The organism is Methylibium sp., from assembly GCF_013817345.1.
Taxonomy (GTDB): Bacteria; Pseudomonadota; Gammaproteobacteria; order Burkholderiales; family Burkholderiaceae_C; genus Methylibium.
On record NZ_JACDCW010000049.1, the window covers coordinates 1 to 22,259 of the forward strand.

Genomic DNA, 22,259 nt, shown 5'->3' on the forward strand with positions numbered 1-22,259 from the left:
CCTACGACTTGCTTGTCCATGATGTGCATTACCGGCTTGATGCACACCATCGCAGGCGCGCTCGATCAGGCGATCGTGCGCATCTCGTCGTGAACGGGCAAGAGGGCCTTGAGGCCACGCTTACCGAGCTGCCCGATCTTGGCGTGCAGCTCCTTCAGATCGACCGTCGGCGCAGTCGCTGACTCCGCGCCAAATACGCTGGCCGCGCGCTCGAGCAACTGGTTTTTCCAATCGTTGATCTGGTTCGGGTGCACATCGTGCAGCTTGGCCAGTTCGGCCAAGGTCTTCTCGCCCCTGACGGCGTCTATCGCCACCTTCGCCTTGAACAGCGCTGAGTGGTTCCTGCGTGGTCTCTTGCTCATGGCCTTCCTGCTTTCTCGAGCTCTCAGCCCGGGTTCATGAAGCAGAGTTTCCACTTATCGTCGTGTTCGGATTTCCGAGGCCACCTCTGTTTGCACACAGCCTCAGTCTCAAGCAGTCGGTCATCCAGCCGAGGCAAGCGTCAGCAGGTAGCCGATGCCGGATCTTCTGCCAATGGGCGTTGCAGCCATTTAAAGCGAATGGCGATCACCCGGTGGTCGCCTGCTGTTCACCTTTGCCATGCTCACCGTCAACGCCGGGGTCATTCGATTTTCCAGCGCATGCACCAGCCGGGCAAGGAGAAACGGATGGTCCTCATCCTTGAGGAGACTGACTACGACGCTTGGCTGGCATGCGCCGTCGAGGACGCTCGCATGTTTTTCAAGCAGTACCACGGACCGCTGGAAGCCTTCGCCTCGCGTCTACCGCCGAGGGCGCCGAGCTCAAGCAGCGTGCGCACGATAAGGCCGCCATCCCCGCAGATCGACGACCTGTTCGGCTAGCGCTCGACCCCTTGAACAGAGGGCAGCGTTTCGAGTGATTCAGGCAGGCGGGGGAGTACCGTTGTACGCTCCAACAAGGAACAAAACCGTGGCTTCGCTTGTCCTCTCGACCGCGGAGCATTCGCGCTCCCGCGCGACCCAGCCCGTCCCGATGCGCTTGACAGCGCGCAGTCTCCGCCAGAACCACGTCCTCGAGGCCTTGCCCGATGAAGTGTGGCAGCGGCTCTCGCCTTTCTTGGAGCTGGTGCCGCTCGCCGCCGGTGACGTGCTTCAAGCCGCAGGCATCGACCGCGAGAACGTTTACTTCCCGACCCAGGCGGTGATCTCGCTGCAGTACGCCACGAAAAACGGCGACGCTTTGGAGGTTGCGCGCATCGGCTACGAAAGTGTTTGCGGGATCTCGCTGCTGATGGGAGGAGAGACCGCTTCGTGCCGCTCGATTGTTCAGCACCCCGGCTATGCCTTTCGCATTCGCGCCACGATGTTGAAGCGCGAGTTCGATCGCGGCGGCGTCGTCTGCCACATCCTGCTGCGCTGCGCGCAGTCGCTGCTCAGCCAGGTCGCCCAGACGTCGCTTTGCAGCCGTCACCATCGCGTCGAGCAGCAACTGAGCCGTTGGCTGCTTCTCAGCCTGGACCGCGTGCCAGGCAACGAAGTGGGCGTTACCCACGAATGGATCGCCAATGCCCTGGGTGTAAGGCGCGAGAGCGTGACCCAGTCCCTCGCCGAACTGCGCGAGACAGGCTGCCTTGAGACCGGCCGCAACCGTATCACCGTGCTCGACCGAGCCGCTCTGGAGGCGCAAACCTGCGAGTGCTACAGCGCCATCAAGCTCGAGTACGCCCGGCTGGCACCGAACCGTCACGGGGTCGACAACACATTGCGCACACACGGATATGCGGAGTGAATCGCCACCTCGCGCGTGTATCGAGCCCGCCTGCAACTCTCCTGTGCGGTTACGAACAACGAACCGACGCATGACATTTCCATTGCTTGCCGCTGCACCGCTTGCGATAAGCACCGGTCTCGCGGCTGCCACGGCGGTGGCCTCAACGCCGGGGCGTCCGCGGTGGTTCAATCGCGTGCTGATCGCAGCCTTCGGCTCGGGTGACGTCTAGCTCAAACGCTTCTCCTCGGTCGGGACAGGGGCGGCTTCATCCGGCACCTTGGGGTTGTCAGACGCATGATGTTCCATCGGGGTCTTCTTGCCTGGCTGCGGCGTCTTGTCGGCCCCCGGCGCAACCTCCTCGCCTTGGTGCTTCTTTTCCTGCTGGACCTTCTTGTCGTGGGCAACGTTACGCGGGTCTGTCATGGCATGCTCTCCTCAAATGTGCAGATAGCATGCTCGCGCAAGGACAGCGGGGTCTAAGTAGGACAACCCGCCGTTGGACATCGGACAACACCGGAATTGCGACCTATAAGCCGCGCGCTCTACAGGCATGCCCGTAAATGCACTGAGTCGGCTCCAGGCCGATTTCGGCATGGCCGCGGCGCCCGCGACCGTCTTGCGCTCGACCTGCAGCGCGGCAGCCATCATCCTCGCGATATGAGGGTCCGACGTATGCGATCGGCGCCGTGGCTAGCATCTGGGCGATCGAGCGGGTCGCGACCTTTTGGGCCTGATAGCAAAGATCCGTGGCAGCGCTTCTCCGTCGGGTTCCGTCTTTTCCGAAGCGGAATCTACGCAGATCCCGATTGGCGTCGGGCAGTAGTGCGGGCAGTTTTCGTCACATGGACCCACTGACCGCAGTGTGTCGCGACTTCCAGTTGGCGAGTTCGAACAGCAGACGTTCAGCGATCGGCGTCACGGCGCCCCTCGAGCCCACGTCTACCAAAGACTGTCAGGGATGCAAACCGGCCGCTGACCCCTGATCTCGTCGGCGTCGGCTTTCGGCAACCGCCGACATTCGCTGCGCGATGTCGAAGGTCTCAGATCAGTCTGATCCAGTCCTTCGGCCGGTGAGGTCGAACGTCAGCAGATGACCGGCAGCAGACCTCGCCGATCGACTGCTTCGCCGGTCGACCACAGACAGTTCAGGAGCAGCCAAGGAGCCACCCCCTCAGACGCATCGATGTCCACCGCAGCAACCTTCGGTGCGCGCCGCCTGGGTAGCCCCACTGTCTTTCAGCGCGGCGCGCCAGCAGCGGGCTTCAACCCGCTGCCCGACGCGCTGATCACCATCGTGTCGCCCTGCATCTCCACCGCATCGATGCGCGAGGGCACCGCATAGGCAGAGGTGTCGAACAGCGGATTGATCGTGCCTTCGAGCACCGCGCGCGTCAGCTCGGTGGCTTCGAAGCCGGCGATGCGCACGGCATCGACCGTGAGGCGCAGTTGCGAGCCTTGCGGCAGCAGCCGGCCGCGGAATTCGGCGTTGCCGAGGGCCGGGGCGGTGGTGAAGCCGGCCATGCTCGGGCGGCCCGTCACCGTGATTCCGTTGCGGCCGCTGAAGGTTACCGTGGCGCCCTGCACCCAACCCTGTTGACGCAGGAAGGCGGCCAGGTCGGCCGCACGAACGCGCGCGCTGGCCTGCGCATCGCCGATCGAATCGACTTGCCGGCGCAGCGCATCGACCTCCACGTCGCGCAGGTCGGCTTCGAGCCGGTCGATCACCGGGTTGCCCGGCCGAGCGACTCGCTCGCCCACCACGCGTACCTGCTCGAAGTGGCTGCCGTCGGGCCAGGCACCGATCACCTTGGCGCCGTAACGCGCGGCCGGGCCGAGGACTCGCGGCAGTTCGGCCATCAGCAGGTCCTCGACCACGTCCTCGAGCAATGCCGCGCCAAAGGACAAGCCGCTCGCGCCGAGCAGCAGGAAGCCGAGCGCGCTGCGCCGCCTGAGTGCCATCGCTTCAGCTCGCGGCGGCGGCCGGCATGACGACGATGCCATCCTCGTCGGCATAGAGCCAATCGCCGGGGCGTACCCACACGCCCTGCACTTGTACCGGCACGTCGCGCTGGCCTTCGCCGCGCTTTTCGGGCGGCAGCGGCATGAGCGCCAGCGCGCGGATTCCGACTTCGCACGCGGCGAGTTCAAGCGCGTCTCGCACGCAGCCGTTCACGACGACGCCGGCCCAGCCGTTGCGGGCCGCCGCCGCGCCGATGTTGCCGCCGACGAGTGCGCGCCGCAGCGATGCTCCCCCATCGATCACCAGCACGCGACCGACGTTGCCTGACGGCGTGGTCACGGCGCCCGGCTCGTCGAGCGCCTGCCTGACGAGGCTGTTGTCCTCGAAGCACTTGACGGTGACCACCGGCCCGGCGAACCGGGCCACGCCGCTGTAGCTGTGGAACACCGGCGGCAGGACGCGAAAGGCGCCGGTAGCGTCGTTCTTGTGGGCGTCGCAGAGGTCGCAGGTGGAAAAGTCGGTAGGGGTCATGGAAAGTTCTCTCTTCTCGTTCAACAGGGAAGATGGTCGCGACAGGCTGGCCCTTACTCCAACGCTCCCGGGGGAGAGAGAAAGATCGGGAGAGGGAGAAACAAGTATCAGGCGTTCTCGAAGTCTGACCGTCGCCGAGCGCGAACGCATCAAGACCCTGCGCGAGTCTGCGCCAAGCCAACCGGGAAGAATCGGGGGGCGGCTCGAGCACTCGCGCTGGCGCATGAAGACGAAGACATGAGCGAACTGCGGTCCAAGGTACTGGCCGCCTTGCTTTGCCTGCCGGCCTGGGTGGTTTCCGGCGAGAAGCACGACGCGCTACCGCAAGCCATCGAACAAACCGACCCGCCGCCCTTCGACGGGCCCGGCATCAAGCGCGACACCGCGCACTTCCTGGTCTACCAGTTCGCCGCAGTGGGGCTCATCAGCCTCCGGCCGCGCGAAGAGACCAACTACGACGATGCGGTGGGCTTCGAGAGCTGGCTGCACAACGTCACCCATCCGGAATGGGACAAAGACCGCGCCGTCGTCAACTACGTGCTCCATCCGTATTGGGGTGCGGGCTACTACGTGAGGGCGCTCGAACGCGGCGCGAGCCGAAAGCAGGCGTTCTGGTACTCGACGCTGCTGTCGTCGATCTTCGAGTTCGGCGCCGAGGCCATGGTGGAGAACGTGTCCTACCAGGATGTGCTCGTCACGCCCATTCTCGGGTCGCTCCTCGGCGAATACCTGTTCTGGCCGATGCGCAAACGCATCCTGGCCAAGACGACGCCGCTGGACACTGCGGACAAGGTCACGCTGGTCCTGACCGACCCGCTCGGGGCGATCAACGCGGAGGTGGACCGGCTGTTCGGCGTGAAGGCAGAGCTGTCGTTGGCGCCGATGATCGAGGACGGGACCTGGAGCCGCCGATTCAGGGCCACGGGGGGTGCCTACCTGCCCCACGGCCCAAGCACAGGGAGCAGCCCGGGCTGGGGGCTGCAATTGCGGCTGCAATGGTGAAGCTGCCTCAGGGCATCTTCGCAAGGCGTCCGCGAGTCGGGCGGTCGAACAAACGCTTCGCCGAGCCACCCGGTGTGCGTGTCGTTGACCGGACCGGGCGCTGTCCTCTTCTCTACGTCCCCGGCCTCCTGCGACGCGCGGCGATCACTGCCCCGTCGCCTCGACGCGCGTCGCGCGCAACAGCACGGTGCCGTTCTCGTCGCTCAGCTCGAGCAGGCCGTGCGGCGGAACCCGCGCACCGACTGCGCGTTCCAGCGCGGTGAGCACGCGGTCCTCCTGCTCCATCAGCACCTCGCCGCAGTGCTTGCGCGTGGTGACGAGCGGGCCGAGCTCGAGCCGGTTGCCCGCGAGCGCGTACGAGCCTGCGATGCTGTTGCAGCCGCCACTGCCGGTGAGCCGGCCTTTGCCGTCGAAGTTCAGGCGGGCATTGAGCTTGTGGACGATGGGGGCGGCGCGGGCCTGCTCGATCTTCCACAAGCCGAGCACCTGCGGGTCGGGCGCGGCCGTCGCGGCGGTGTGCGCGGGGGGCGTCGGCGTCGGTGTCTGGGCCGACACGGGCGGTGCGTACACGGCCGGCGGCGCGGGCGGCTGCGAGCTTGTAGCGCAGCCGGCGAGCCCGACGCTGGCGGCGAGTGCGGCGCGACAGGCGGCACGCCGGGCGGCAGGAAGGGCGGTGCGCCGAGGAAGCCCGGCAAGCATCGGCGAAGGGCGAAGCGAAGGCATGCGGTGAGGCTCCGTGTCAGGTCTTGTCGTCACCGGCAGGTGATGCGGGCGATGGCGTTGGTGCGGCCGTTCGCGGCGGCGATGCCGCGCCGCGCTGCAACGCGGCGGCTCGAATGGCGCCGAGCGTCGTGCGTGTGGTGATCACGTCGCTGCTCAGCACCAGGTGCAGCAAGGTCGGTTCGGCACGCGCCAGCGCCTGTGCGAACGCCGGCTCGAACGCGTCGGTGTTCTCGATGCGCTCGGCCTTCCAGCCATAGGCGCGCGCCAGCATTGCGAAGTCGGGGTTGGCGAGATCGCTGCCGCTCACGCGGCCGGGAAAGTCGCGTTCCTGGTGCATGCGGATCGTGCCGTAGCTGGCGTTGTCGACCACGATGACGATGGGCCGGGCGCCATGCGCTCGCGCGCTCGCGAGTTCCTGCCCGGTCATGAGGAAGTCGCCGTCGCCGGCGAAGGCGACGACACAGCGGCACGGGTTCAGCAGGCTCGCCGCGATGGCCGCCGGCACGCCGTAACCCATGGCGCCCGAGGTCGGCGCGAGCTGGGTACCCAGGCCACGGTGTTGCCAGTAGCGGTGCAGCCAGCCGCTGTAGTTGCCGGCGCCGTTGGTCACGATGGCATCTGGGGGCGAGAGGCGCTGCACGGTCTTCACCACCTCGGCCAGATCGAGCGGCGTGCTCAGCGCCGCATCGGCCGGCGGCTGCAGGTTGGCCTGGTAGTCGGCATGTGCGGAGCGCGACCAGTCGGCCCAGGCGCAGGTATCCGGTGCGGCGAGCCCGGCCAAGGCGTGTGCGGCGTTGCTCATGGCAGCCTGCAGCAGCAGGTCGGCCTCGTAGACGCGGCCCAGCTCTTCGGCGCCGGCATGCATGTGGACGAGCTTCTGGCGTGGCCTCGGCACCTCGAGCAAGGTGTAGCCGCCGGTCGTCATCTCGCCCAGGCGCGGGCCGATGGCGAGGATGAGGTCGGCGTCGCGCACGCGCTGGGCGAGCTTGGGGTTGATGCCGATGCCCACATCGCCTGCGTAAAGCTTGTGCGTGTTGTCGAAGCGGTCCTGGTAACGGAAGGCGCAGGCAACCGGCAACTGCCAAGCTTCGGCAAAGCGCTGTAGCGCGGTGGCAGCCGCCGCGTCCCAGCCGCTGCCGCCCGCAATGACGAGCGGTCGCCTTGCGGCCAACAGCAGATAGCGCAATTCGCGCAGCGCCTCGGGCGCGGGCCAGGCCGTAGCCGCCTCGATGCGCGGCAGCACCGGCGCTGCAGTGGCGGTCGTGAGCATGTCCTCGGGCAGCGCCAGCACCACCGGCCCCGGCCGGCCCTGCAGTGCAATGCGGAAGGCGCGCGCCACGTATTCAGGCAGCCGGTCGGCGCTTTGCACCTCCCCCACCCACTTCGCCATGCCGCCGCTGTTGGGGCCGAACACCGCGCGGTAGTCCAGCTCCTGAAAAGCTTCGCGGTCGCGCACGTCGGCGCCCACCTGGCCAATGAAAAGGATCATCGGCGTGGAGTCCTGGAACGCCGTGTGCAGGCCGATGCTCGCATTCGTGGCGCCCGGCCCGCGAGTGACGAAGCAGATGCCCGGCCTCCCGCTCAGCTTGCCTTGCGCCTCGGCCATGAAGGCCGCCCCGCCCTCCTGGCGGCAGGCGATGAAGCGGATGCGCTCGCGGTGCTCGTGAAAGCCGTCGAGCACCGCCAGGAAGCTTTCGCCCGGCACGCCGAAGCAGGTGTCGATGCCTTGCGCGATCAGGGCCTCGACCAGCGCGTGGCCGGCGAGGCGAGGGATTTGCTTCGCAGAGGGGGTCGGCATGCCGGCACTTTAGCCGGATGCCGGCATGGCCGACGCGGCGTGCTCGCGTAGCGGCGAACACGCACCGCAAAGCGGCGGCGCCGTGCGGCAATGCGAACACAGCGCTTCGAAGCCACCGCGGCTGCGCTGCCCGATCGCGTCGAGCGCGTCAACCGACGCCAAGGGATTCAACCGACGGCAGCCGTCGATACGCGCGGGCGCGACACGTTCAAGCTGATCAGCCCGGCCGACGCAATGCCCATGACGAGCGCGAGAGCCGAACCGTAGAACACGCCGTTCGGCTGGCCGTGGTCCATGAGCGCGCCGAACACCGGCGCGGCCAGCGCAAAGCCGATGTCCAGGCCCGAATAGACCGTGCCATAGACACGGCCGGTGGCGCCCGGCGGCGACGCCTGCTTCACCAGCATGTCACGCGAGGGCCCGGCAAGGCCGACGCCCGCACCGGCCAGCGCCACCAGCGCCGCCACGACCAAGCCGGGCAACACACCGATACCGGCCAGCATCAGCAGCACGGCCGCCGCACTCATGGCCAGCGCAATGGTGCGCTCCAGCCGCTGCGTGCGCGCGACGAGGAAACCACCCGCCACCATGCCGGCCGCAGCGCACAGCATGTAGGCCGTCACTACGGAAACGGTCACCGACAGCGGCAAACCGTAGATCTGCTGCAGCGCCGGGCTCGCAAAGGCCTGGATCCCGCTCAAGGCCGCGGTACTCCAGAAGAAGAACGCGAAACACATCCACACCGAAGGCAGGCGCAGGAACGCCATCGGATGCTCGGGCACTGCGCCGCGTGCGCCGGCGGGCTGCTTCTCGTGAGCCCAGGCGCCAAGGCGGTCGTCGATGGCGCGGCGGTTGAGCACGAGCACAAGGGTGACCAGTAGCGCAAGGACGGCTGCCCCGACATAAGCAAGGCGCCAGGAACCGGTGACGGCCATTGCGCCGGCCAGAAACACCGGCGCTGCCGCCCAACCCAGGTTGCCGGCGATGCCATGCGCCGAGAAAGCATGGCCCAGCCGCGGCTGCGACACGCGCTTGTTGAGGATCGTGAAGTCGACCGGGTGGAAGGCCGAGTTGCCCAGCCCCGCCAGGCCGGCGGCGACCATCAGGCCGCCGTAGCCCTGGGCTCCGGCGGCAGCCAGTGCGCCGGCCACGAAACAGCCCATCGCCACGAAAAGCACCGGCCGCGCGCCGACGCGATCGACCAGGAAGCCGGCCCCCGCCTGCCCGATGCCCGAGATCACGAAGAAGGCGGTGACCAGCAGACCCAGTTCGGAATAGCTCAGGCCGAACTCGCGGATGAACACCGGAAACAGCGGCGGCAGCAGGAGATGGAAGAAGTGGGAAATACCATGAGCCAGGCTGACGACGCCGATGGTGCGGGCGTCGTCGCGCAGCGCCCCGGCCGCGGCGGTGCCCGTGGCACCGGCGGCGCCGGAGGAACTCGTGTGTGCAGACATGATGGCCCGATGATGAACGAGCGCCCCAAGGCGCGCTTACGATAGCGGGACAACTTTTGTCGCGATCATGCCAAAGCGCCCCCCTCCCTCCCGGCTCAGCGTTCGCCCCGTGACGGCGCACTTCTTCGAGCCCACGCGCGAGCGGCCCTTGCGCGCCAAGCACAGCCGGCTCGAAGCCGACACCCGCGTGGAGCCGCACAGCCACCCCTGGGCTCAACTCGCCTGGTCGGCCACCGGCGTGCTGCGGCTCACCGCCGAGCGCGGCACCTACATCGTGCCGCCCTCGCGAGCAGTGTGGGTGCCGCCCGGCGTCGAGCACGCCATCACGGTGGTCGAAACAGCCGACCTGCGCACGCTCTATCTGCACGACCGCGCGGCGCCGGCCGCAGTGCGCGGTGGAGGCGCCATGAGCAAGGGCATCGATCCGAACATCACCACGGTCCCCGCCAAGGGTGCGGGCCTGCGCACTGCCGCAACCAGTTTCACCGACTGGCAACACTGCCGTGTGCTCGAGGTCTCCGATCTGATGCGCGCCCTCATGCTGGCCCTGCCGAGCGCGCCCGACGGCGACTCGCCGCCCTCGCCCGGCGATCTGGATCGCGAAAAGCTCATCGCCCCGCTCCTCGCCGACGAACTACGCCGCGCCGCGCCTGTTCGCCTGGGCGTTGCGCTTCCCGAAGACAAGCGCCTGCGCGCCCTGTGCGAGGCCGTGCTCGACGACCCCGTCCGCCACGACACGCTCGGCGCCTGGGTGCGCCGCATCGGCGCCAGCGAGCGCACCGTGGCGCGCCTGTTCCGCGACGAGCTCGGTACCAGCTTCGGCCAATGGCGCCAGCAGGTGCTGCTGGCGCGCGCGCTCACCTTGGCTGCGCGCAAGCGGCCGATGAGCGAGATCGCCGCCGAGCTCGGCTACGCCAGCCCCAGTGCCTTCAGCGCGATGGTGCGGCGATCGGTGGGCATGCCGCCGAGCCGTTTCTTCGCGTCGGCTTGAAGGGGTCCTATGCAGGCGCATCTTTGTCGGACAGACAATCCGGCGCATCAGGAGCCTTCTCGATGAGCAAACAAATCCTCTACGACTTCACCCGCCAGAACGCCAGCGGCGCAAGCTGCACCGCACAGGCCTGGGCCCAGGCGCCGGAGCCGTTGACACCGGCTCGCCGCGACGAACTCAAGGCCCGCGCCAAGGCGCTGCTGAAAGAGCGCAACGCCGTGCTGGTGGCGCACTACTACGTCGACGGCGACCTGCAGGACCTGGCGCTCGAGACCGGTGGCTGCGTCTCCGATTCGTTGGAAATGGCCCGCTTCGGCCGCGACCATGCTGCGCAGACGCTCGTGGTGGCCGGCGTGCGCTTCATGGGCGAGAGCGCCAAGATCCTCTCGCCCGAGAAGACGGTGCTCATGCCCGACTTGGAGGCCACCTGCTCGCTCGACCTCGGCTGCCCGCCCGACGAGTTCGCGGCCTTCTGTGACGCTCACCCCGACCGCACGGTGGTGGTTTACGCCAACACCAGCGCAGCGGTGAAGGCGCGGGCCGACTGGATGGTCACCAGCTCTTGTGCCGTCGCGATAGTCGAACACCTGCACGCGCAAGGCCAGAAGATCCTCTGGGCACCCGACCGCCACCTCGGCCGCTACATCGCCGACCACACCGGCGCCGACATGCTCATGTGGAACGGCGAGTGCATCGTGCACGACGAGTTCAAGGGCCTGGAACTCGAGCTGATGAAGCAAGAGCATCCCGAGGCGCTGGTGCTCGTGCACCCCGAGTCGCCCAAACGCGTGGTCGAGCTGGCCGACGTGGTGGGCTCGACCTCGCAGATGCTCAATGCCGTGGTCGAGAGCGACCGCCAGACCTTCATCGTCGCCACCGACAACGGCCTCATGCACCGCATGCGCCAGCTCGCGCCCGGCAAGACGCTGCTCGAAGCGCCCACGGCCGGCAACAGCGCCACCTGCAAGAGCTGCGCGCACTGCCCGTGGATGGCGATGAACGCGCTGCAGGGCGTGGTCGATTGCCTGGAGCACATGCACACCGACCGGCGCGGCGAGATCACCGTGCCCGAGCCCACTCGCAGTCAGGCGCTGGGCTGCATCGACCGCATGCTCGATTTCGTGAAGGCGCATCCGGCCGCCATTGCCAAGCCGGCAAAAGGGTTCGTGCCGAACATCGGGGCCGCCTGATGCAGGCGTCGAAGAGCCACCCGCCGTCGCGGCACGGCTTCACGCCATCCGAACGCAACGAGACCCTGGACGAAGCGCGCGAGCGCAACGTGCGCGACGCGCTCGCCGAGGACATTGGCGTGGCCGACTGGACCGGCCGGCTCGTGCCCACCGGCCAACGCCGTACGGCGCGTGTGGTTGTGCGCGAAGACGCGGTGCTCTGCGGCCGGGACTGGTTCGACGACTGCTTGCGCGCGCTCGACGCCGGCGCCCGCACGCAATGGCTATACGCCGAAGGCGACCGCATGGCCGAAGGCACGCCGGTCTGCGAGATCGAGGCCGATGCCCGAGCCCTCCTCGCCGCCGAGCGGCCGGCGCTCAACTTCCTGCAACTGCTCTCGGCCACTGCCACGCTCACGCGCCAGTACGTCGAGGCGATCGAAGGCGCATCGCCGAATGTCCACGGCCGCGCGCAGGGTTGCACCATCCTCGACACCCGCAAGACGATGCCCGGCCTGCGGCTGGCGCAGAAGTACGCAGTCAGAGTCGGCGGCGGCCAGAACCAGCGGCTGGCGCTCTACGACGGCATCCTGATCAAGGAGAACCACATTGCTGCCGCGGGCGGGATCGCTCACGTGCTGCGCGCGGCGCGCGACTTGAAGGCCGAAGTCGACATCCAGATCGAAGTGGAAACGATCGCACAGTTGCGCGAGGCAATGGAGCACGGTGCGACCAGCGTGCTGCTCGACAATTTCGACTTCGAGCGCATGCGTGAAGCGGTCGCGGTCACCGCCGGCCGCGCGCTGCTCGAGGTGTCGGGCGGCGTCGCGCTCGATCAGGTTCGCGAGATTGCCGCCACCGGCGTGGACCGGATTTCCATCGGCCGACTCACGAAGGACGTGCGGGCGATCGACTATTCGATGCGCCTCGCCTGAGCCCCGAATAGCCGGCGCCCTCGCCCGCATTTCCAGGCTTACCGGCACTGACCGGGCTCGGATACTGCGCCGATGAGCACCGACTTCTCCTCCATTCGCAACCACATCGAACGCCCCGTGTTCGAAGCCGTCCTGGCGGCGCATTCGCGCTATCCCGGCGTCGATGCGAGCCTGCTGCCCGATGTGGCCTGCGTGGCGCTCAACCGCCTGCCGCCGCGCTATATCCGCCACGCGGTCGATCTGGCCTTCTATCAGAGCGAGAAGGAGCGCACGGACAACGAGCGCGCGGTGCTCGACATCGTGAACTACGCGTTCGAGTTCGTGCAGGCGCGCGTCGCGATGCGCGCGCGCTGAAGCGCGGCGCTCAGGCCGCCCAGGGCGGCGCCTTCCGCTTCGGCTTTCGCGCCAGGATGGTCGGAAAGCTCACCGGCAAGGTCTCGGGATAGTCGCGGCTGTAGTGCAGTCCACGGCTTTCGTGGCGGCTCAGGGCCGAGCGCACGATCAGCTCGGCGCAATCGACCAGATTGCGCAGCTCGAGCAAATCGCGCGTGACGCGGAAGTTGGCGTAGTAATCGTCGATCTCGCTGCGCAGGAGCTTGATGCGGTGCAGGGCGCGTTCCAGCCGCTTGGTCGTTCTCACGATACCCACGTAGTTCCACATCAGCAGGCGCAGCTCGTCCCAGTTGTGCGAGATGACGACCTGCTCGTCGGCGTTTTCGACCTGGCTTTCATCCCATGCCGGCAGCGCATGCGCGGGCGGGTGCGCATGCGTGGCGATGTGTGCAGCGCAAGTCTGTCCGAGCACCACGCATTCCAGCAGTGAATTGCTCGCCAGGCGGTTGGCGCCGTGCAGGCCCGTGTACGTGGTCTCACCCACTGCGTACAGGCATGGCAGATCGGTGCGGCCATCGAGGTCGGTGACCACGCCGCCGCACGCATAGTGCGCCGCCGGCACCACCGGGATCGGCTGGCGCGCGATGTCGATGCCCAACGCCAGACAGCGGGCGTAGATGGTCGGAAAGTGCTCCTTGAGGAAAGCTTCGCCCAGGTGCGTGGCATCCAGCCACACGTGGTCGAGGCCGTGCTTCTTCATCTCGAAGTCGATGGCTCGGGCGACGATGTCGCGCGGCGCGAGCTCCAGCCGATCGTCGTGCGCGGGCATGAAGCGCGCCGCCTCGCCCGTCATGTTGGGCAACTTCAGATGCGCCCCTTCGCCGCGCAACGCTTCGGTGATGAGAAAGCTGCGCTCCTGCGGGTGGTACAGGCAGGTCGGGTGGAACTGGATGAACTCCATGTTGCCGAGCCGGCAGCCTGCGCGCCAAGCCATCGCCATGCCGTCGCCGGTGGCGGTATCGGGGTTGCTGGTGTAGCGGTAGACCTTGCCGACGCCGCCGGTGGCCAGCACGACGGCGGCGGCTGGCAGGGTCTCGACCTTCTGGCGGTCGATGTCGAGCGCATAGACGCCGTAGCAGCGCGGCTTGCCCTCGGTGCGCTGATCGGCCTTGAGATGCCGCGTGGTGATCAGGTCCACCGCCATCCAGCGCTCGCGCAGGACGATGTTCGGGTGGCGCTTCACCTCGTCGAGCAGCACGTCGTGGATGGCCTTGCCGGTGGCGTCCGCCGCATGCGCGATGCGCCGCACCGCATGCCCGCCTTCGCGCGTGAGATGCAGGCCGAGCGGGCCGGCCGGATCGCTCGAAAACGGCACGCCGCGCTCGACCAGCCACTCGACCGCCTGCGCGCTGTGGCGGGCGATGAAGCGGGCTGTTTCCTCGTCGACCAAGCCGGCGCCGGCCTCCTGGGTGTCGCGGACGTGGCTCTCGATGCTGTCGTCGCTGCCCAGCACGCCAACGATGCCGCCCTGCGCCCAGGCGGTGGCGCCCTCGTCCATGCGGCGCTTGGCCAGCACCACGACCGCATGCGTGGCGGCGAGTTGCAGTGCCACGGTGAGCCCCGCGAGGCCCGCGCCGATGATCACCACGGTGGGCAGGGCGGCAACGGCGTCGCGGTTGGGCATGAGGGCAAAGTCGCGTGGGAGGCTGCTCCAGGGCGGCGCAGCACGTGAAACGATTCTATCGACGCACCCTCGCACAATCGCCCTCGCCGCTGGGCCGCGCAACGCTTTCATGAGGCTCGACAGCACCCCGAAGTCTTCTCCCGCGACGGTCGCAGGGCCTACACTGCCTCGCCGTCTTCGGCGGTGCGTTGGCGCACGATGAGCGACTCGCTCACGCGCTTTTGCGCAAGGCAAGACCCATGAGTTCGAGCTTCGATCGCCCCGGCAGCAGCAGCAGCCGCCCGTCCGGCGCCGGCAGCGGATGGGAAGCCACGCGGGTGCAGACGCAGTTCGCGCCCCGGCTCGGGTCCACGGCAAACGACGCTGGCGAGGGCCAGGACATCGGCCGTGCGGTCGGCGGCAACACCCGCGAGCTGTTCGTCTCGTGCGAGCCGGGCGAGGCGCTGGCCCAGCAGCTCGATCACCTGCGCCCGGAGTACGTGGCGGTGCACGATCTCGGCACCACGGCCTCGCGCAAGCTCCTCGGCGGCATCGCCGCGGCCAGCCAGCGGGCGCTGCAGCAACTCGTCATCCGCCGCCCCGGCGGTGGCACGACCCTGGCGACGATCGAGTTCGTCGATTGCCCGGCCGGCAACGGCCGATCGGTGCGCCTGTACAGCACCGCCGTCGACGCAGACACCGCCACCCGCCAGACGCTGGCGCGTGTACTGCTCGGGCGCAGCCGCATCGGCCTGGTGATCGTCGGCGATCTGCCCGGCCATGCGATCGCCAGCGCGCTGGCGCCGCTGCGCGAGGCGGTGCTGCGGCCGGGCTGGGTCTGCCGCCGGCTGCTCTTCATGCCGCTCACCGCCGGTGCGGCCTTGCCTGCCGAAGTGGCGCGGTTTCGTGCCGCAACCGCCATCGACGCGACGCCGACGCCGCAGGTCACGCGCCCGGTCGAAGTCTGGAATGCGCTGTGCGACGCCTGGAACCCGCTCCAGACGGCCCGACCGAGCCCCGACGGCCGGCCGGCGACGCTGCTGCAGCCTTTCGCCAGCTCACCGGCTGCTTCGGCTTCGTCCGCAACAGGCGCTCCTGCCGCTCCTGCCGCTCCTGCCACTTCTGCCACTTCTGCCACTTCTGCCACTTCTGCCACTTCTGCCACTTCTGCCACTTCTGCCACTTCTGCCACTGCGGCCACTGCGGCCACTGCGGCCACTGCGGCCGATGCAGCAGCGCCTGCCAGCGCCGCCGGGTCACCGCGCACCCATGCCGGTGCAGCGCCGCACAAGCTTGCCGGCGGATCGACGAACGCGGCCCACACCCCGCCCTGGCGCAGCGCTTCAGCACCCACGCCGATGCCGGTGGTCGGTGCCGCACCTGCGCACGACGCTCCCCTGGAGCGCTACCTTCACGACCTGAGCCTGCTGGCCGGCGTGGTCAGCGTCTGCGCCTTCGACATCGCCTCGACCCGCTCCATCGGCCATGCCGGTGCACGGCCCGGCCCGGAAGAATTGGCGCGCCATGGGGCGGCCCTGCTGAGCGCTGCGATGAATACCAGCCGCACGCTCGGCCTGGGCGCAAGCGTGCCTGAATGCAGCGTCACGCTGGGGCAGCATTACTTGCTCGTGCGCGCGCTTCCCGCCCATCCGGGCGCGGCGCTGCACGTAGTGCTCGACAAGCCGCAGGCCACGCTTGCGCTCGTCCAACTGCAACTGCGCCGGCTCGACGACGCGCTGCTGTTGGCTACGACAAACAGCCGGCGCTGACGAAGGTTTGCGCAACCCAGCGCGTGCGACGGCGAGCGCTTCCCAGGGCCCGCCGGAGTGGCTTCAGCCCGCCACCGACTCGAAGCGGAACTCGCCCGGCGCCTGGATCGGATCGACGTCGACCTTCACCGTGTCCTTCGGCGCGAACCGGCCCTCCAGTAGCTGCTTCGACAGCGGGTTCTCGATGCGCCGCTGGATCGCCCGCTTGAGCGGCCGCGCGCCGAACACCGGATCGAAGCCGACCTTGGCCAGCTCGGCCAGTGCCGCGGGCGAGACCTCGAGGGCGATGTCGAGCTTGCCCAGACGGGTTTCCAGCAAACGCAGCTGGATCGCCGCAATCGACTCGATGTGCGCGGCATCGAGCGCATGGAACACCACCGTCTCGTCGATGCGGTTCAGGAACTCCGGGCGGAAGTGCTGCTTGAGCTCGACCCATACCGCGTCGCGGATCAGCTCCGGCTCCTGCCCCGCCATCTGCATGATGAGGTGCGAGCCCAGGTTGCTGGTCATCACGATCACGGTGTTCTTGAAATCCACCGTGCGGCCCTGGCCGTCGGTGAGGCGCCCGTCGTCGAGCACCTGCAGCAGCACGTTGAAGACGTCCGGGTGGGCTTTCTCCACCTCGTCGAGCAGCAGCACGCTGTAGGGCTTGCGGCGCACCATTTCCGTGAGGTGGCCGCCCTCTTCGTAACCCACATAGCCGGGCGGCGCGCCGATCAGCCGCGCGACCGAGTGCTTCTCCATGAACTCGCTCATGTCGATGCGGATGAGGTGGTCTTCGCTGTCGAACAGGAAGCCCGCCAGCGCCTTGCACAGCTCGGTCTTGCCCACGCCCGTGGGGCCGAGGAAAAGGAAGGAGCCGGTCGGTCGGTTCGGGTCCGACAAGCCTGCGCGCGAGCGGCGGATGGCATCGGCCACGGCGGCGATCGCCTCGTCCTGACCGATCACGCGCTCGTGCAGCTTGTCTTCCATCTGCAGAAGTTTCTGCCGCTCGCCCTGCATCAGCTTGGCGACGGGAATGCCGGTGGCGCGCGCAACCACTTCGGCGATCTCCTCGGCGCCGACCAGCGTGCGCAGCAAGGTCGGCTTGCCGGCCGTGCCGCCGCCCGCCTCCTTGGCCTGCGCGTCCTTGAGCTTCTTCTCGAGCTCCGGCAGCTTGCCGTACTGCAGCTCCGCGACCTTGTTGAAGTCGCCCTTGCGCTTGAACTCCTCGATCTGCGTGCGGCTGCGGTCGATTTCTTCCTTGAGCTGCGCCGAGCCCTGGGCTGTGGCCTTCTCGGACTTCCAGATCTCGTCCAGATCAGCCGCCTCGCGCTCGAGTTTCGCGATCTCTTCGCTGATCAGCCCGAAGCGTTTCTGCGAAGCCTCGTCCTTTTCCTTCCTCACCGCCTCGCGCTCGATCTTGAGCTGGATCAGGCGGCGGTCAAGCCGGTCCATCACCTCGGGCTTGGAATCAATCTCGATCTTGACCTTGGCCGCAGCCTCGTCGATCAGATCGATGGCCTTGTCGGGCAGGAAGCGGTCGGTGATGTAGCGGTGCGAGAGCTCGGCCGCGGCAACGATGGCCGGGTCGGTGATCTCCACGCCGTGGTGCACCTCGTACTTCTCCTGAAGGCCGCGCAGGATGGCGATGGTGGCTTCGACCGTCGGCTCGCCGACCAGCACCTTCTGGAAGCGCCGCTCGAGCGCGGCATCCTTCTCGACGTACTTGCGGTACTCGTCGAGCGTGGTCGCGCCGATGCAGTGCAGCTCGCCGCGCGCGAGCGCCGGCTTGAGCATGTTGCCTGCGTCGATCGCGCCTTCGGCCTTGCCGGCGCCGACCATGGTGTGGATCTCGTCGATGAAGACGATGGTCTGGCCCTCGTCGGCTGCCACTTCCTTCAGTACCGACTTCAGCCGCTCCTCGAACTCGCCGCGGTACTTCGCGCCGGCGAGCAGCAAGGCCATGTCGAGCACCAGCACGCGCTTGCTCTTGAGCGACTCCGGTACCTCGCCGGCGACGATGCGCTGCGCCAGGCCTTCGACGATGGCGGTCTTGCCGACGCCCGGTTCCCCGATCAGAACGGGATTGTTCTTGGTGCGCCGCTGCAGCACCTGGATGGCGCGGCGGATCTCGTCGTCGCGGCCGATCACCGGGTCGAGCTTGCCGGCGCGAGCGCGCTCGGTCAGGTCCAGCGTGTACTTCTTGAGCGCCTCGCGCTGGCCCTCGGCATCGGCCGAATCGACCTTCTGCCCGCCGCGCACGGCGTCGATCGCGCTCTCTAGCTGCTTGCGGTTCAAACCGTGGGTGCGCGCGAGCTTGGCAATGTCGCCCTTGTGGTCGGCCAGGGCGAGAAGCAGCAACTCGCCGGCAATGAACTGGTCGCCGCGCTTGATTGCTTCCTTCTCGGCTGCCTGCAGCAGCGCCAAGGTCTCGCGACCAGGCTGTATGCCGTCGCCCCCCTGGACTTGGGGCAGTTTGCCGAGCTCGACTTCGAGCGAGCTGCGCAGGCCGGCGATATTGACACCGGCGCGGGCGAGTAGTGCCTTGGGACCGCCGTCCTGGTTGAGCATCGCCAGCAGCAGGTGGGCCGGCTCGATGTAAGGGTTGTCGCGGCCGTTCGCGAGCGTCTGCGCGTCGGCCAGGGCTTCCTGGAATTGCGTGGTGAGCTTGTCGAGTCGCATGGACGAAAGACCTCCGGGTTTGGCGTCAAAGGTGGTCCCGCGGGGCCGCTTTTCAAGGCGGCAGGCAGCATGCCCAGCGGTTCGGCATGACCTCGGTCAGGCTCGGGCGCTCCGGGCGGTCGCGTTTCAGGCGCGATCCCTCGCGCCGTCATCCTGCCGTCAACGCGGCGAGAAGAGCGTTTGGCCGAACATCCAGCCGAGCGCGGCGCAGGCCAAAGAACCCAGCACGTGAGCCAGCGTGTGAGCGAGCGCGGTCCACCCCGCGCCGCGCTGCAGCAGGCTCAGCGACTCGGCCGAGAACGCCGAAAAGGTGGTGAAGCCGCCGAGCACGCCCGTGACCAGCAGCAGGCGCAACAGTTCCTGCTCGGGCCGTTGCGTGAACCAGGCCAGCGCCACACCGATGCCCAGGCCGCCGACCGCATTGACCGTCAGGGTGCCGAGCGGGAAAGCCGCCCACAGCGTGTTCAACCACAAGCCCGCGAACCAGCGCAGCAGCGCGCCGGCGGCTGCGCCTGCCATCACGCACAGGGCCTGGGGCAGCGTGGCGCTCATCTCGACTGCTCCACCGTGCTTTGCGCCACCCGTGGAGCATGAAAGGCATGCGGCATGCGTGAGCGTGAACCGGCGCTTGCGTTGGAAAGCATCATTGCTCCGGCCAGGCAGGCGAGAGCGAAGCCGAGTCCGGATGCCCAGCTTCGCTCAGGGAGATTCTTGTTCGCTGCGCAGGGCATCCGGACCCGGCTTCGCGGCTAGCGCAGCGCTTTATCGGCCGCCCGAGAAGCACCGGCTCAGCCGGGAGCGGGGTCGCCGACGCAGTGAATAAGAATTTGCTGAACGAAGTCGGCGACCCCGCTCTCGGCTGCGAGCAGAAGCGACCGCCTCCGTGGGTCCGTCGAACGGTGCGCGAGCTTGAACGGCCTGTCAAAGCGCTACCAAGAGGCGCCATCTCAGGCATTGCCCGCTTCGATACCCCAGCGCTTCAGGGCGTCGTCATCCGCAACACGCGCATCGACCCAGCGCGCGCCTTCCGGCGTGTGTTCCTTTTTCCAGAACGGCGCCTGCGTCTTCAGATAGTCCATCAGGAACTCGCAGGCCTTGAAAGCCTCGCCGCGGTGGGCCGAGCTGACCACGACCAAGACGATCTGCTCGCCCACCGACAGCGCCCCGACGCGGTGTACGACGCGTGCGCCGAGGATGTCGAAGCGCTGGAGCGCCGCATCGATCATGGCCTCGATCGAACGCTCGGTCATGCCGGGGTAGTGCTCGAGTTCCATGAGGCTCACGCCGCTGCCCTCGTTCCTTTCGCGCACCGTGCCGATGAAGCTGGCCACGGCGCCGACGCCTCCGTCGCCGCGACGCAAGGCAGCCACCTCGGCACCGAGGTCGAAGTCCTCGGACTGGATGCTGACGCGGGCGGGAGCGCTGTTCATGACGGTCGATTCTGGCATCGCCCCCCGCAGCCGGACACCCGCGGGCGATCGGCGTGCCGGTTGGTGCCGGCGCGCCGCTCGTTCAGGGCAGTTCGTCGCGAACGCGCAGCCGAATGCACTGCGGATGCGTGTAGAAGCGGGTCTGCTCGCACTGCGTCTGCATGCAGCGATAGAGCGCAAAGTTGCTGCGCGAACCGCAGGCAGCTTCCGGCGTTTCCGGCGGTGCCGCCGCCCTGTCCCCGCCGGCGTCGGCAGTCGAGGCGTCGTTCCCGGCCGCCGCCGTTTCGCTCAAGGCGGAGCGCGGCTCGGCGAGTGCGGCGCGATCCTGGGCTAACGAATCGCGAGCGGCGGCCGATGGCGCCACCGCGTCGGCCGGGGCAGGGGCGCGCGGTACCCGATCTTGCGTCGTCGCTTCGCGAACCATGGAGGTCGGCGCCCTTGCCTCGGAACTGACCGCAGGTGCGGCCGGTGTAGCCGGAGCGGCCTGCTGCGAGCCGGGCGTTTGCACCGGCGGCAGGGGCGTGCTGGGCAACGGGCCGCTTGCGGCGGTGGCCGGCGCTGTTGTCGGCGCAGGATCGGCTCCGGGCCCCGGCGCCCCCAGCGGGGCAGCGTCGCCACGCGGCGGCGACAGTGCGAACTGCACCTCAGCCATGGGCCTCAGGCCGACGAAGACGAACGCACCCATCAGCGCCGCCCCGGCCAGCATGCCGCCCAGCGCCCAGGGCCAGCGGCGCCTGCGCCGTGAGCCGTTGCCGGCGCGGGGGACCGCAGCGTCGGCACGCCCGTCGCCTGTCTCGGCGGCGTGCAACTCGAACATTCGAGGATCGTGAAGATCGCCTTCGTTCGGCAGTTCGGCCGACGCCCAGGCCGGCTCGAGCGGTGCCGGCGCACGGGCGCTTCCTGCCACCCGGGGAAGAGGCACGGTCGCGCGGGTCGGCGGCGCAACAGCCTGCGCAGGCGCCGCGGATTCGCGACGCACCTCCCGCGGCACCGGTTGTGCCCGGACCGGCGTTGCCGCCGGAACCGCTCGCAGCAAGGCCGACGCCTCCATTGCATGGAGAAAGTCAGCCACGCTTTGCGGCCGCTCATGCGGGTCCTGCGCCAGCGCCCGTTCGAGTGCAGCCACCAGGCCCGGCGAGTAGCGGGCGTTGAGCGCGCGCGGCCCCACCATCGGCCGGGCGTCGGTCGCCAAGGGAGCGTCGGGGTCGAGCGGCAGCGGCGCCTGGCCCGTGATGCAGTAGCGCAGCACCTGCGCCAGCGCATGCAGGTCGGACCAGGGCCCGACCGGCCAGTCGAGCGATGCATCGGTCAGTTCGGGCGCAAGAAAACCGGTTTCCGACAACGCGCCCTGCGCTCCGGGCAGAAGCGCGCCGATGGCGCCGCCGACCGCGCCGGAATCGAGCAGCACCGGGCTGCCGTCCGCGCGCACCAGGATCTGCCCTGGGCGGACGTTCCCATGCACCCAACCCGCCTCGTGCACCGCCTGGAGCGCACCCAGCAACGGATCGAGGAGGCCACGCAGCCAGGCTTCGCCGGGGGGCTCGGTCATCGCGTCGACGATCTCGGCGAGCGGGCGGCCCTCTCCGCCGGCCCGCAGCCGATACGCGGTGCCGCGTGCCTGCCAGACCGGGCCCACGCGCAGCAGCGCCGGATGATCCAGGCGGGACATCTGCTCCGTTTCCTGCAGGAAGGCCTGCAGACCCTCGGCCCACAGGTCGGCCTGGGCCGGCGAACGAGGCCCCAAGGTACCGTCGGCATCGCGCCGTGCAATGACGGCGGGCAGGTACTCCTCGATCGTGACGTCTGCGTCCGAAGCGCTGGCCGTTGCGCGGTAGAAGCGACCGAATTCGTCGCCCCCAAGGGCGTTGCGCAGCACGAAACTGCCCACCGCGCTGCCGGCGGGCAGGCTGGCAACGGCGAATTGCAGATCGGTCGAGGCAGGGCCGGATTCGTTCATGCGGGGTCGGGCGGGTGGAGCGGAAACGGGAATCATGGGCGGTCCGGATAACAGAAGCAAAGGATAGACCCGTACGCCACCCCCAGCGTTCCAAGGCGTATCGCTGCGCCAGCGCCGCGGCGGCC

Annotated in this window: 19 protein-coding genes and 1 pseudogene; 8 read left to right on the forward strand and 12 right to left on the reverse strand. The window is 68.4% G+C overall.

What is annotated here, in order from left to right; genetic code table 11:
- Window positions 1-125: 125 nt before the first annotated feature.
- Window positions 126-362 (reverse strand): annotated as a pseudogene (locus tag H0W40_RS10890) (transposase); the annotation flags it as partial.
- A 306-nt stretch (window positions 363-668) separates the two neighbouring features.
- On the opposite strand from H0W40_RS10890, the gene H0W40_RS10895 reads away from it, so the two are divergent.
- Together H0W40_RS10895 and H0W40_RS10900 are read left to right on the forward strand one after the other, a co-directional pair.
- Window positions 669-863 carry a hypothetical protein gene (locus tag H0W40_RS10895; RefSeq protein ID WP_292446092.1) on the forward strand — a complete coding sequence of 65 codons (195 nt, stop codon included), beginning with the start codon at window positions 669-671 and terminating at the stop codon, window positions 861-863.
- A 244-nt stretch (window positions 864-1,107) separates the two neighbouring features.
- Window positions 1,108-1,770: a Crp/Fnr family transcriptional regulator gene (locus H0W40_RS10900; RefSeq protein WP_292446135.1), complete on the forward strand. Its 663-nt coding sequence runs from the start codon at window positions 1,108-1,110 to the stop codon at window positions 1,768-1,770.
- 207 nt (window positions 1,771-1,977) lie between these two features.
- Here H0W40_RS10900 and H0W40_RS10905 read toward each other — a convergent pair whose 3' ends face one another.
- The 3 genes from H0W40_RS10905 to rraA all read right to left on the reverse strand — a co-directional run bounded on the left by H0W40_RS10905 (window position 1,978) and on the right by rraA (window position 4,243).
- Window positions 1,978-2,175, reverse strand: coding sequence for a hypothetical protein (locus H0W40_RS10905; protein ID WP_292446093.1), 198 nt, complete (start codon window positions 2,173-2,175; stop codon window positions 1,978-1,980).
- A gap of 813 nt (window positions 2,176-2,988) precedes the next feature.
- A complete protein-coding gene (locus H0W40_RS10910; RefSeq protein ID WP_292446095.1) occupies window positions 2,989-3,711 on the reverse strand; it encodes an LmeA family phospholipid-binding protein in 723 nt (240 codons plus the stop codon).
- A 4-nt stretch (window positions 3,712-3,715) separates the two neighbouring features.
- Window positions 3,716-4,243 carry a ribonuclease E activity regulator RraA gene (gene rraA, locus H0W40_RS10915; protein ID WP_292446097.1) on the reverse strand — a complete coding sequence of 176 codons (528 nt, stop codon included), beginning with the start codon at window positions 4,241-4,243 and terminating at the stop codon, window positions 3,716-3,718.
- Between the two features lie 237 nt (window positions 4,244-4,480).
- On the opposite strand from rraA, the gene H0W40_RS10920 reads away from it, so the two are divergent.
- Window positions 4,481-5,245 (forward strand): DUF3943 domain-containing protein, encoded by a 765-nt coding sequence (locus H0W40_RS10920; RefSeq protein ID WP_292446099.1) that lies wholly within the window; start codon window positions 4,481-4,483, stop codon window positions 5,243-5,245.
- 144 nt (window positions 5,246-5,389) lie between these two features.
- Here H0W40_RS10920 and H0W40_RS10925 read toward each other — a convergent pair whose 3' ends face one another.
- The 3 genes from H0W40_RS10925 to H0W40_RS10935 form a co-directional block, all read right to left on the reverse strand.
- Complete coding sequence (locus H0W40_RS10925; RefSeq protein ID WP_292446101.1) at window positions 5,390-5,968, reverse strand: META domain-containing protein; 579 nt, start codon at window positions 5,966-5,968, stop codon at window positions 5,390-5,392.
- A gap of 16 nt (window positions 5,969-5,984) precedes the next feature.
- Window positions 5,985-7,766 carry a thiamine pyrophosphate-binding protein gene (locus H0W40_RS10930; protein ID WP_292446103.1) on the reverse strand — a complete coding sequence of 594 codons (1,782 nt, stop codon included), beginning with the start codon at window positions 7,764-7,766 and terminating at the stop codon, window positions 5,985-5,987.
- Between the two features lie 167 nt (window positions 7,767-7,933).
- The gene (locus H0W40_RS10935; protein WP_292446105.1) at window positions 7,934-9,223 is read right to left on the reverse strand and encodes an MFS transporter; all 1,290 of its coding nucleotides are present in this window, start codon (window positions 9,221-9,223) and stop codon (window positions 7,934-7,936) included.
- 67 nt (window positions 9,224-9,290) lie between these two features.
- On the opposite strand from H0W40_RS10935, the gene H0W40_RS10940 reads away from it, so the two are divergent.
- The 4 genes from H0W40_RS10940 to H0W40_RS10955 all read left to right on the forward strand — a co-directional run bounded on the left by H0W40_RS10940 (window position 9,291) and on the right by H0W40_RS10955 (window position 12,672).
- Window positions 9,291-10,214 carry a helix-turn-helix transcriptional regulator gene (locus H0W40_RS10940; protein WP_292446107.1) on the forward strand — a complete coding sequence of 308 codons (924 nt, stop codon included), beginning with the start codon at window positions 9,291-9,293 and terminating at the stop codon, window positions 10,212-10,214.
- A 62-nt stretch (window positions 10,215-10,276) separates the two neighbouring features.
- The gene (gene nadA / locus H0W40_RS10945) at window positions 10,277-11,404 is read left to right on the forward strand and encodes a quinolinate synthase NadA (RefSeq protein WP_292446109.1); all 1,128 of its coding nucleotides are present in this window, start codon (window positions 10,277-10,279) and stop codon (window positions 11,402-11,404) included.
- On the forward strand, window positions 11,404-12,318 hold the full coding sequence (nadC, locus tag H0W40_RS10950; protein ID WP_292446110.1) for a carboxylating nicotinate-nucleotide diphosphorylase: 915 nt from the start codon (window positions 11,404-11,406) through the stop codon (window positions 12,316-12,318). Before nadA ends, nadC begins: the two co-directional genes overlap by 1 nt.
- A gap of 72 nt (window positions 12,319-12,390) precedes the next feature.
- Complete coding sequence (locus H0W40_RS10955) at window positions 12,391-12,672, forward strand: late competence development ComFB family protein (RefSeq protein WP_292446112.1); 282 nt, start codon at window positions 12,391-12,393, stop codon at window positions 12,670-12,672.
- Window positions 12,673-12,682: 10 nt separating this feature from the next.
- On the opposite strand, the gene nadB is transcribed toward H0W40_RS10955, so the two are convergent.
- The gene (gene nadB / locus H0W40_RS10960; RefSeq protein WP_292446113.1) at window positions 12,683-14,335 is read right to left on the reverse strand and encodes an L-aspartate oxidase; all 1,653 of its coding nucleotides are present in this window, start codon (window positions 14,333-14,335) and stop codon (window positions 12,683-12,685) included.
- A 239-nt stretch (window positions 14,336-14,574) separates the two neighbouring features.
- Between nadB and H0W40_RS10965 the strand changes: the two genes are divergently transcribed.
- Window positions 14,575-16,083, forward strand: a complete 1,509-nt coding sequence (locus H0W40_RS10965) for a hypothetical protein (RefSeq protein ID WP_292446115.1) — start codon at window positions 14,575-14,577, stop codon at window positions 16,081-16,083.
- 63 nt (window positions 16,084-16,146) lie between these two features.
- Here H0W40_RS10965 and clpB read toward each other — a convergent pair whose 3' ends face one another.
- The 4 genes from clpB to H0W40_RS10985 form a co-directional block, all read right to left on the reverse strand.
- The gene (clpB, locus tag H0W40_RS10970) at window positions 16,147-18,747 is read right to left on the reverse strand and encodes an ATP-dependent chaperone ClpB (RefSeq protein ID WP_292446117.1); all 2,601 of its coding nucleotides are present in this window, start codon (window positions 18,745-18,747) and stop codon (window positions 16,147-16,149) included.
- 159 nt (window positions 18,748-18,906) lie between these two features.
- A complete protein-coding gene (gene crcB / locus H0W40_RS10975) occupies window positions 18,907-19,299 on the reverse strand; it encodes a fluoride efflux transporter CrcB (protein WP_292446118.1) in 393 nt (130 codons plus the stop codon).
- A gap of 395 nt (window positions 19,300-19,694) precedes the next feature.
- Complete coding sequence (locus H0W40_RS10980; RefSeq protein WP_292446120.1) at window positions 19,695-20,177, reverse strand: molybdenum cofactor biosynthesis protein MoaE; 483 nt, start codon at window positions 20,175-20,177, stop codon at window positions 19,695-19,697.
- Between the two features lie 82 nt (window positions 20,178-20,259).
- A complete protein-coding gene (locus tag H0W40_RS10985; RefSeq protein WP_292446122.1) occupies window positions 20,260-22,134 on the reverse strand; it encodes a hypothetical protein in 1,875 nt (624 codons plus the stop codon).
- Between the last annotated feature and the right edge of the window lie 125 nt (window positions 22,135-22,259).

Coding starts and splice junctions, on each gene's coding strand:
- H0W40_RS10895 (WP_292446092.1), top strand. CDS start 669: ATGGTCCTCATCCTTGAGGAGACTGACTACGACGCTTGGCTGGCATGC.
- H0W40_RS10905 (WP_292446093.1), bottom strand. CDS start 2,175: ATGACAGACCCGCGTAACGTTGCCCACGACAAGAAGGTCCAGCAGGAA.
- H0W40_RS10910 (WP_292446095.1), bottom strand. CDS start 3,711: ATGGCACTCAGGCGGCGCAGCGCGCTCGGCTTCCTGCTGCTCGGCGCG.
- rraA (WP_292446097.1), bottom strand. CDS start 4,243: ATGACCCCTACCGACTTTTCCACCTGCGACCTCTGCGACGCCCACAAG.
- H0W40_RS10920 (WP_292446099.1), top strand. CDS start 4,481: ATGAGCGAACTGCGGTCCAAGGTACTGGCCGCCTTGCTTTGCCTGCCG.
- H0W40_RS10925 (WP_292446101.1), bottom strand. CDS start 5,968: ATGCCTTCGCTTCGCCCTTCGCCGATGCTTGCCGGGCTTCCTCGGCGC.
- H0W40_RS10930 (WP_292446103.1), bottom strand. CDS start 7,766: ATGCCGACCCCCTCTGCGAAGCAAATCCCTCGCCTCGCCGGCCACGCG.
- H0W40_RS10935 (WP_292446105.1), bottom strand. CDS start 9,223: ATGTCTGCACACACGAGTTCCTCCGGCGCCGCCGGTGCCACGGGCACC.
- H0W40_RS10940 (WP_292446107.1), top strand. CDS start 9,291: ATGCCAAAGCGCCCCCCTCCCTCCCGGCTCAGCGTTCGCCCCGTGACG.
- nadA (WP_292446109.1), top strand. CDS start 10,277: ATGAGCAAACAAATCCTCTACGACTTCACCCGCCAGAACGCCAGCGGC.
- nadC (WP_292446110.1), top strand. CDS start 11,404: ATGCAGGCGTCGAAGAGCCACCCGCCGTCGCGGCACGGCTTCACGCCA.
- H0W40_RS10955 (WP_292446112.1), top strand. CDS start 12,391: ATGAGCACCGACTTCTCCTCCATTCGCAACCACATCGAACGCCCCGTG.
- nadB (WP_292446113.1), bottom strand. CDS start 14,335: ATGCCCAACCGCGACGCCGTTGCCGCCCTGCCCACCGTGGTGATCATC.
- H0W40_RS10965 (WP_292446115.1), top strand. CDS start 14,575: ATGAGTTCGAGCTTCGATCGCCCCGGCAGCAGCAGCAGCCGCCCGTCC.
- clpB (WP_292446117.1), bottom strand. CDS start 18,747: ATGCGACTCGACAAGCTCACCACGCAATTCCAGGAAGCCCTGGCCGAC.
- crcB (WP_292446118.1), bottom strand. CDS start 19,299: ATGAGCGCCACGCTGCCCCAGGCCCTGTGCGTGATGGCAGGCGCAGCC.
- H0W40_RS10980 (WP_292446120.1), bottom strand. CDS start 20,177: ATGAACAGCGCTCCCGCCCGCGTCAGCATCCAGTCCGAGGACTTCGAC.
- H0W40_RS10985 (WP_292446122.1), bottom strand. CDS start 22,134: ATGAACGAATCCGGCCCTGCCTCGACCGATCTGCAATTCGCCGTTGCC.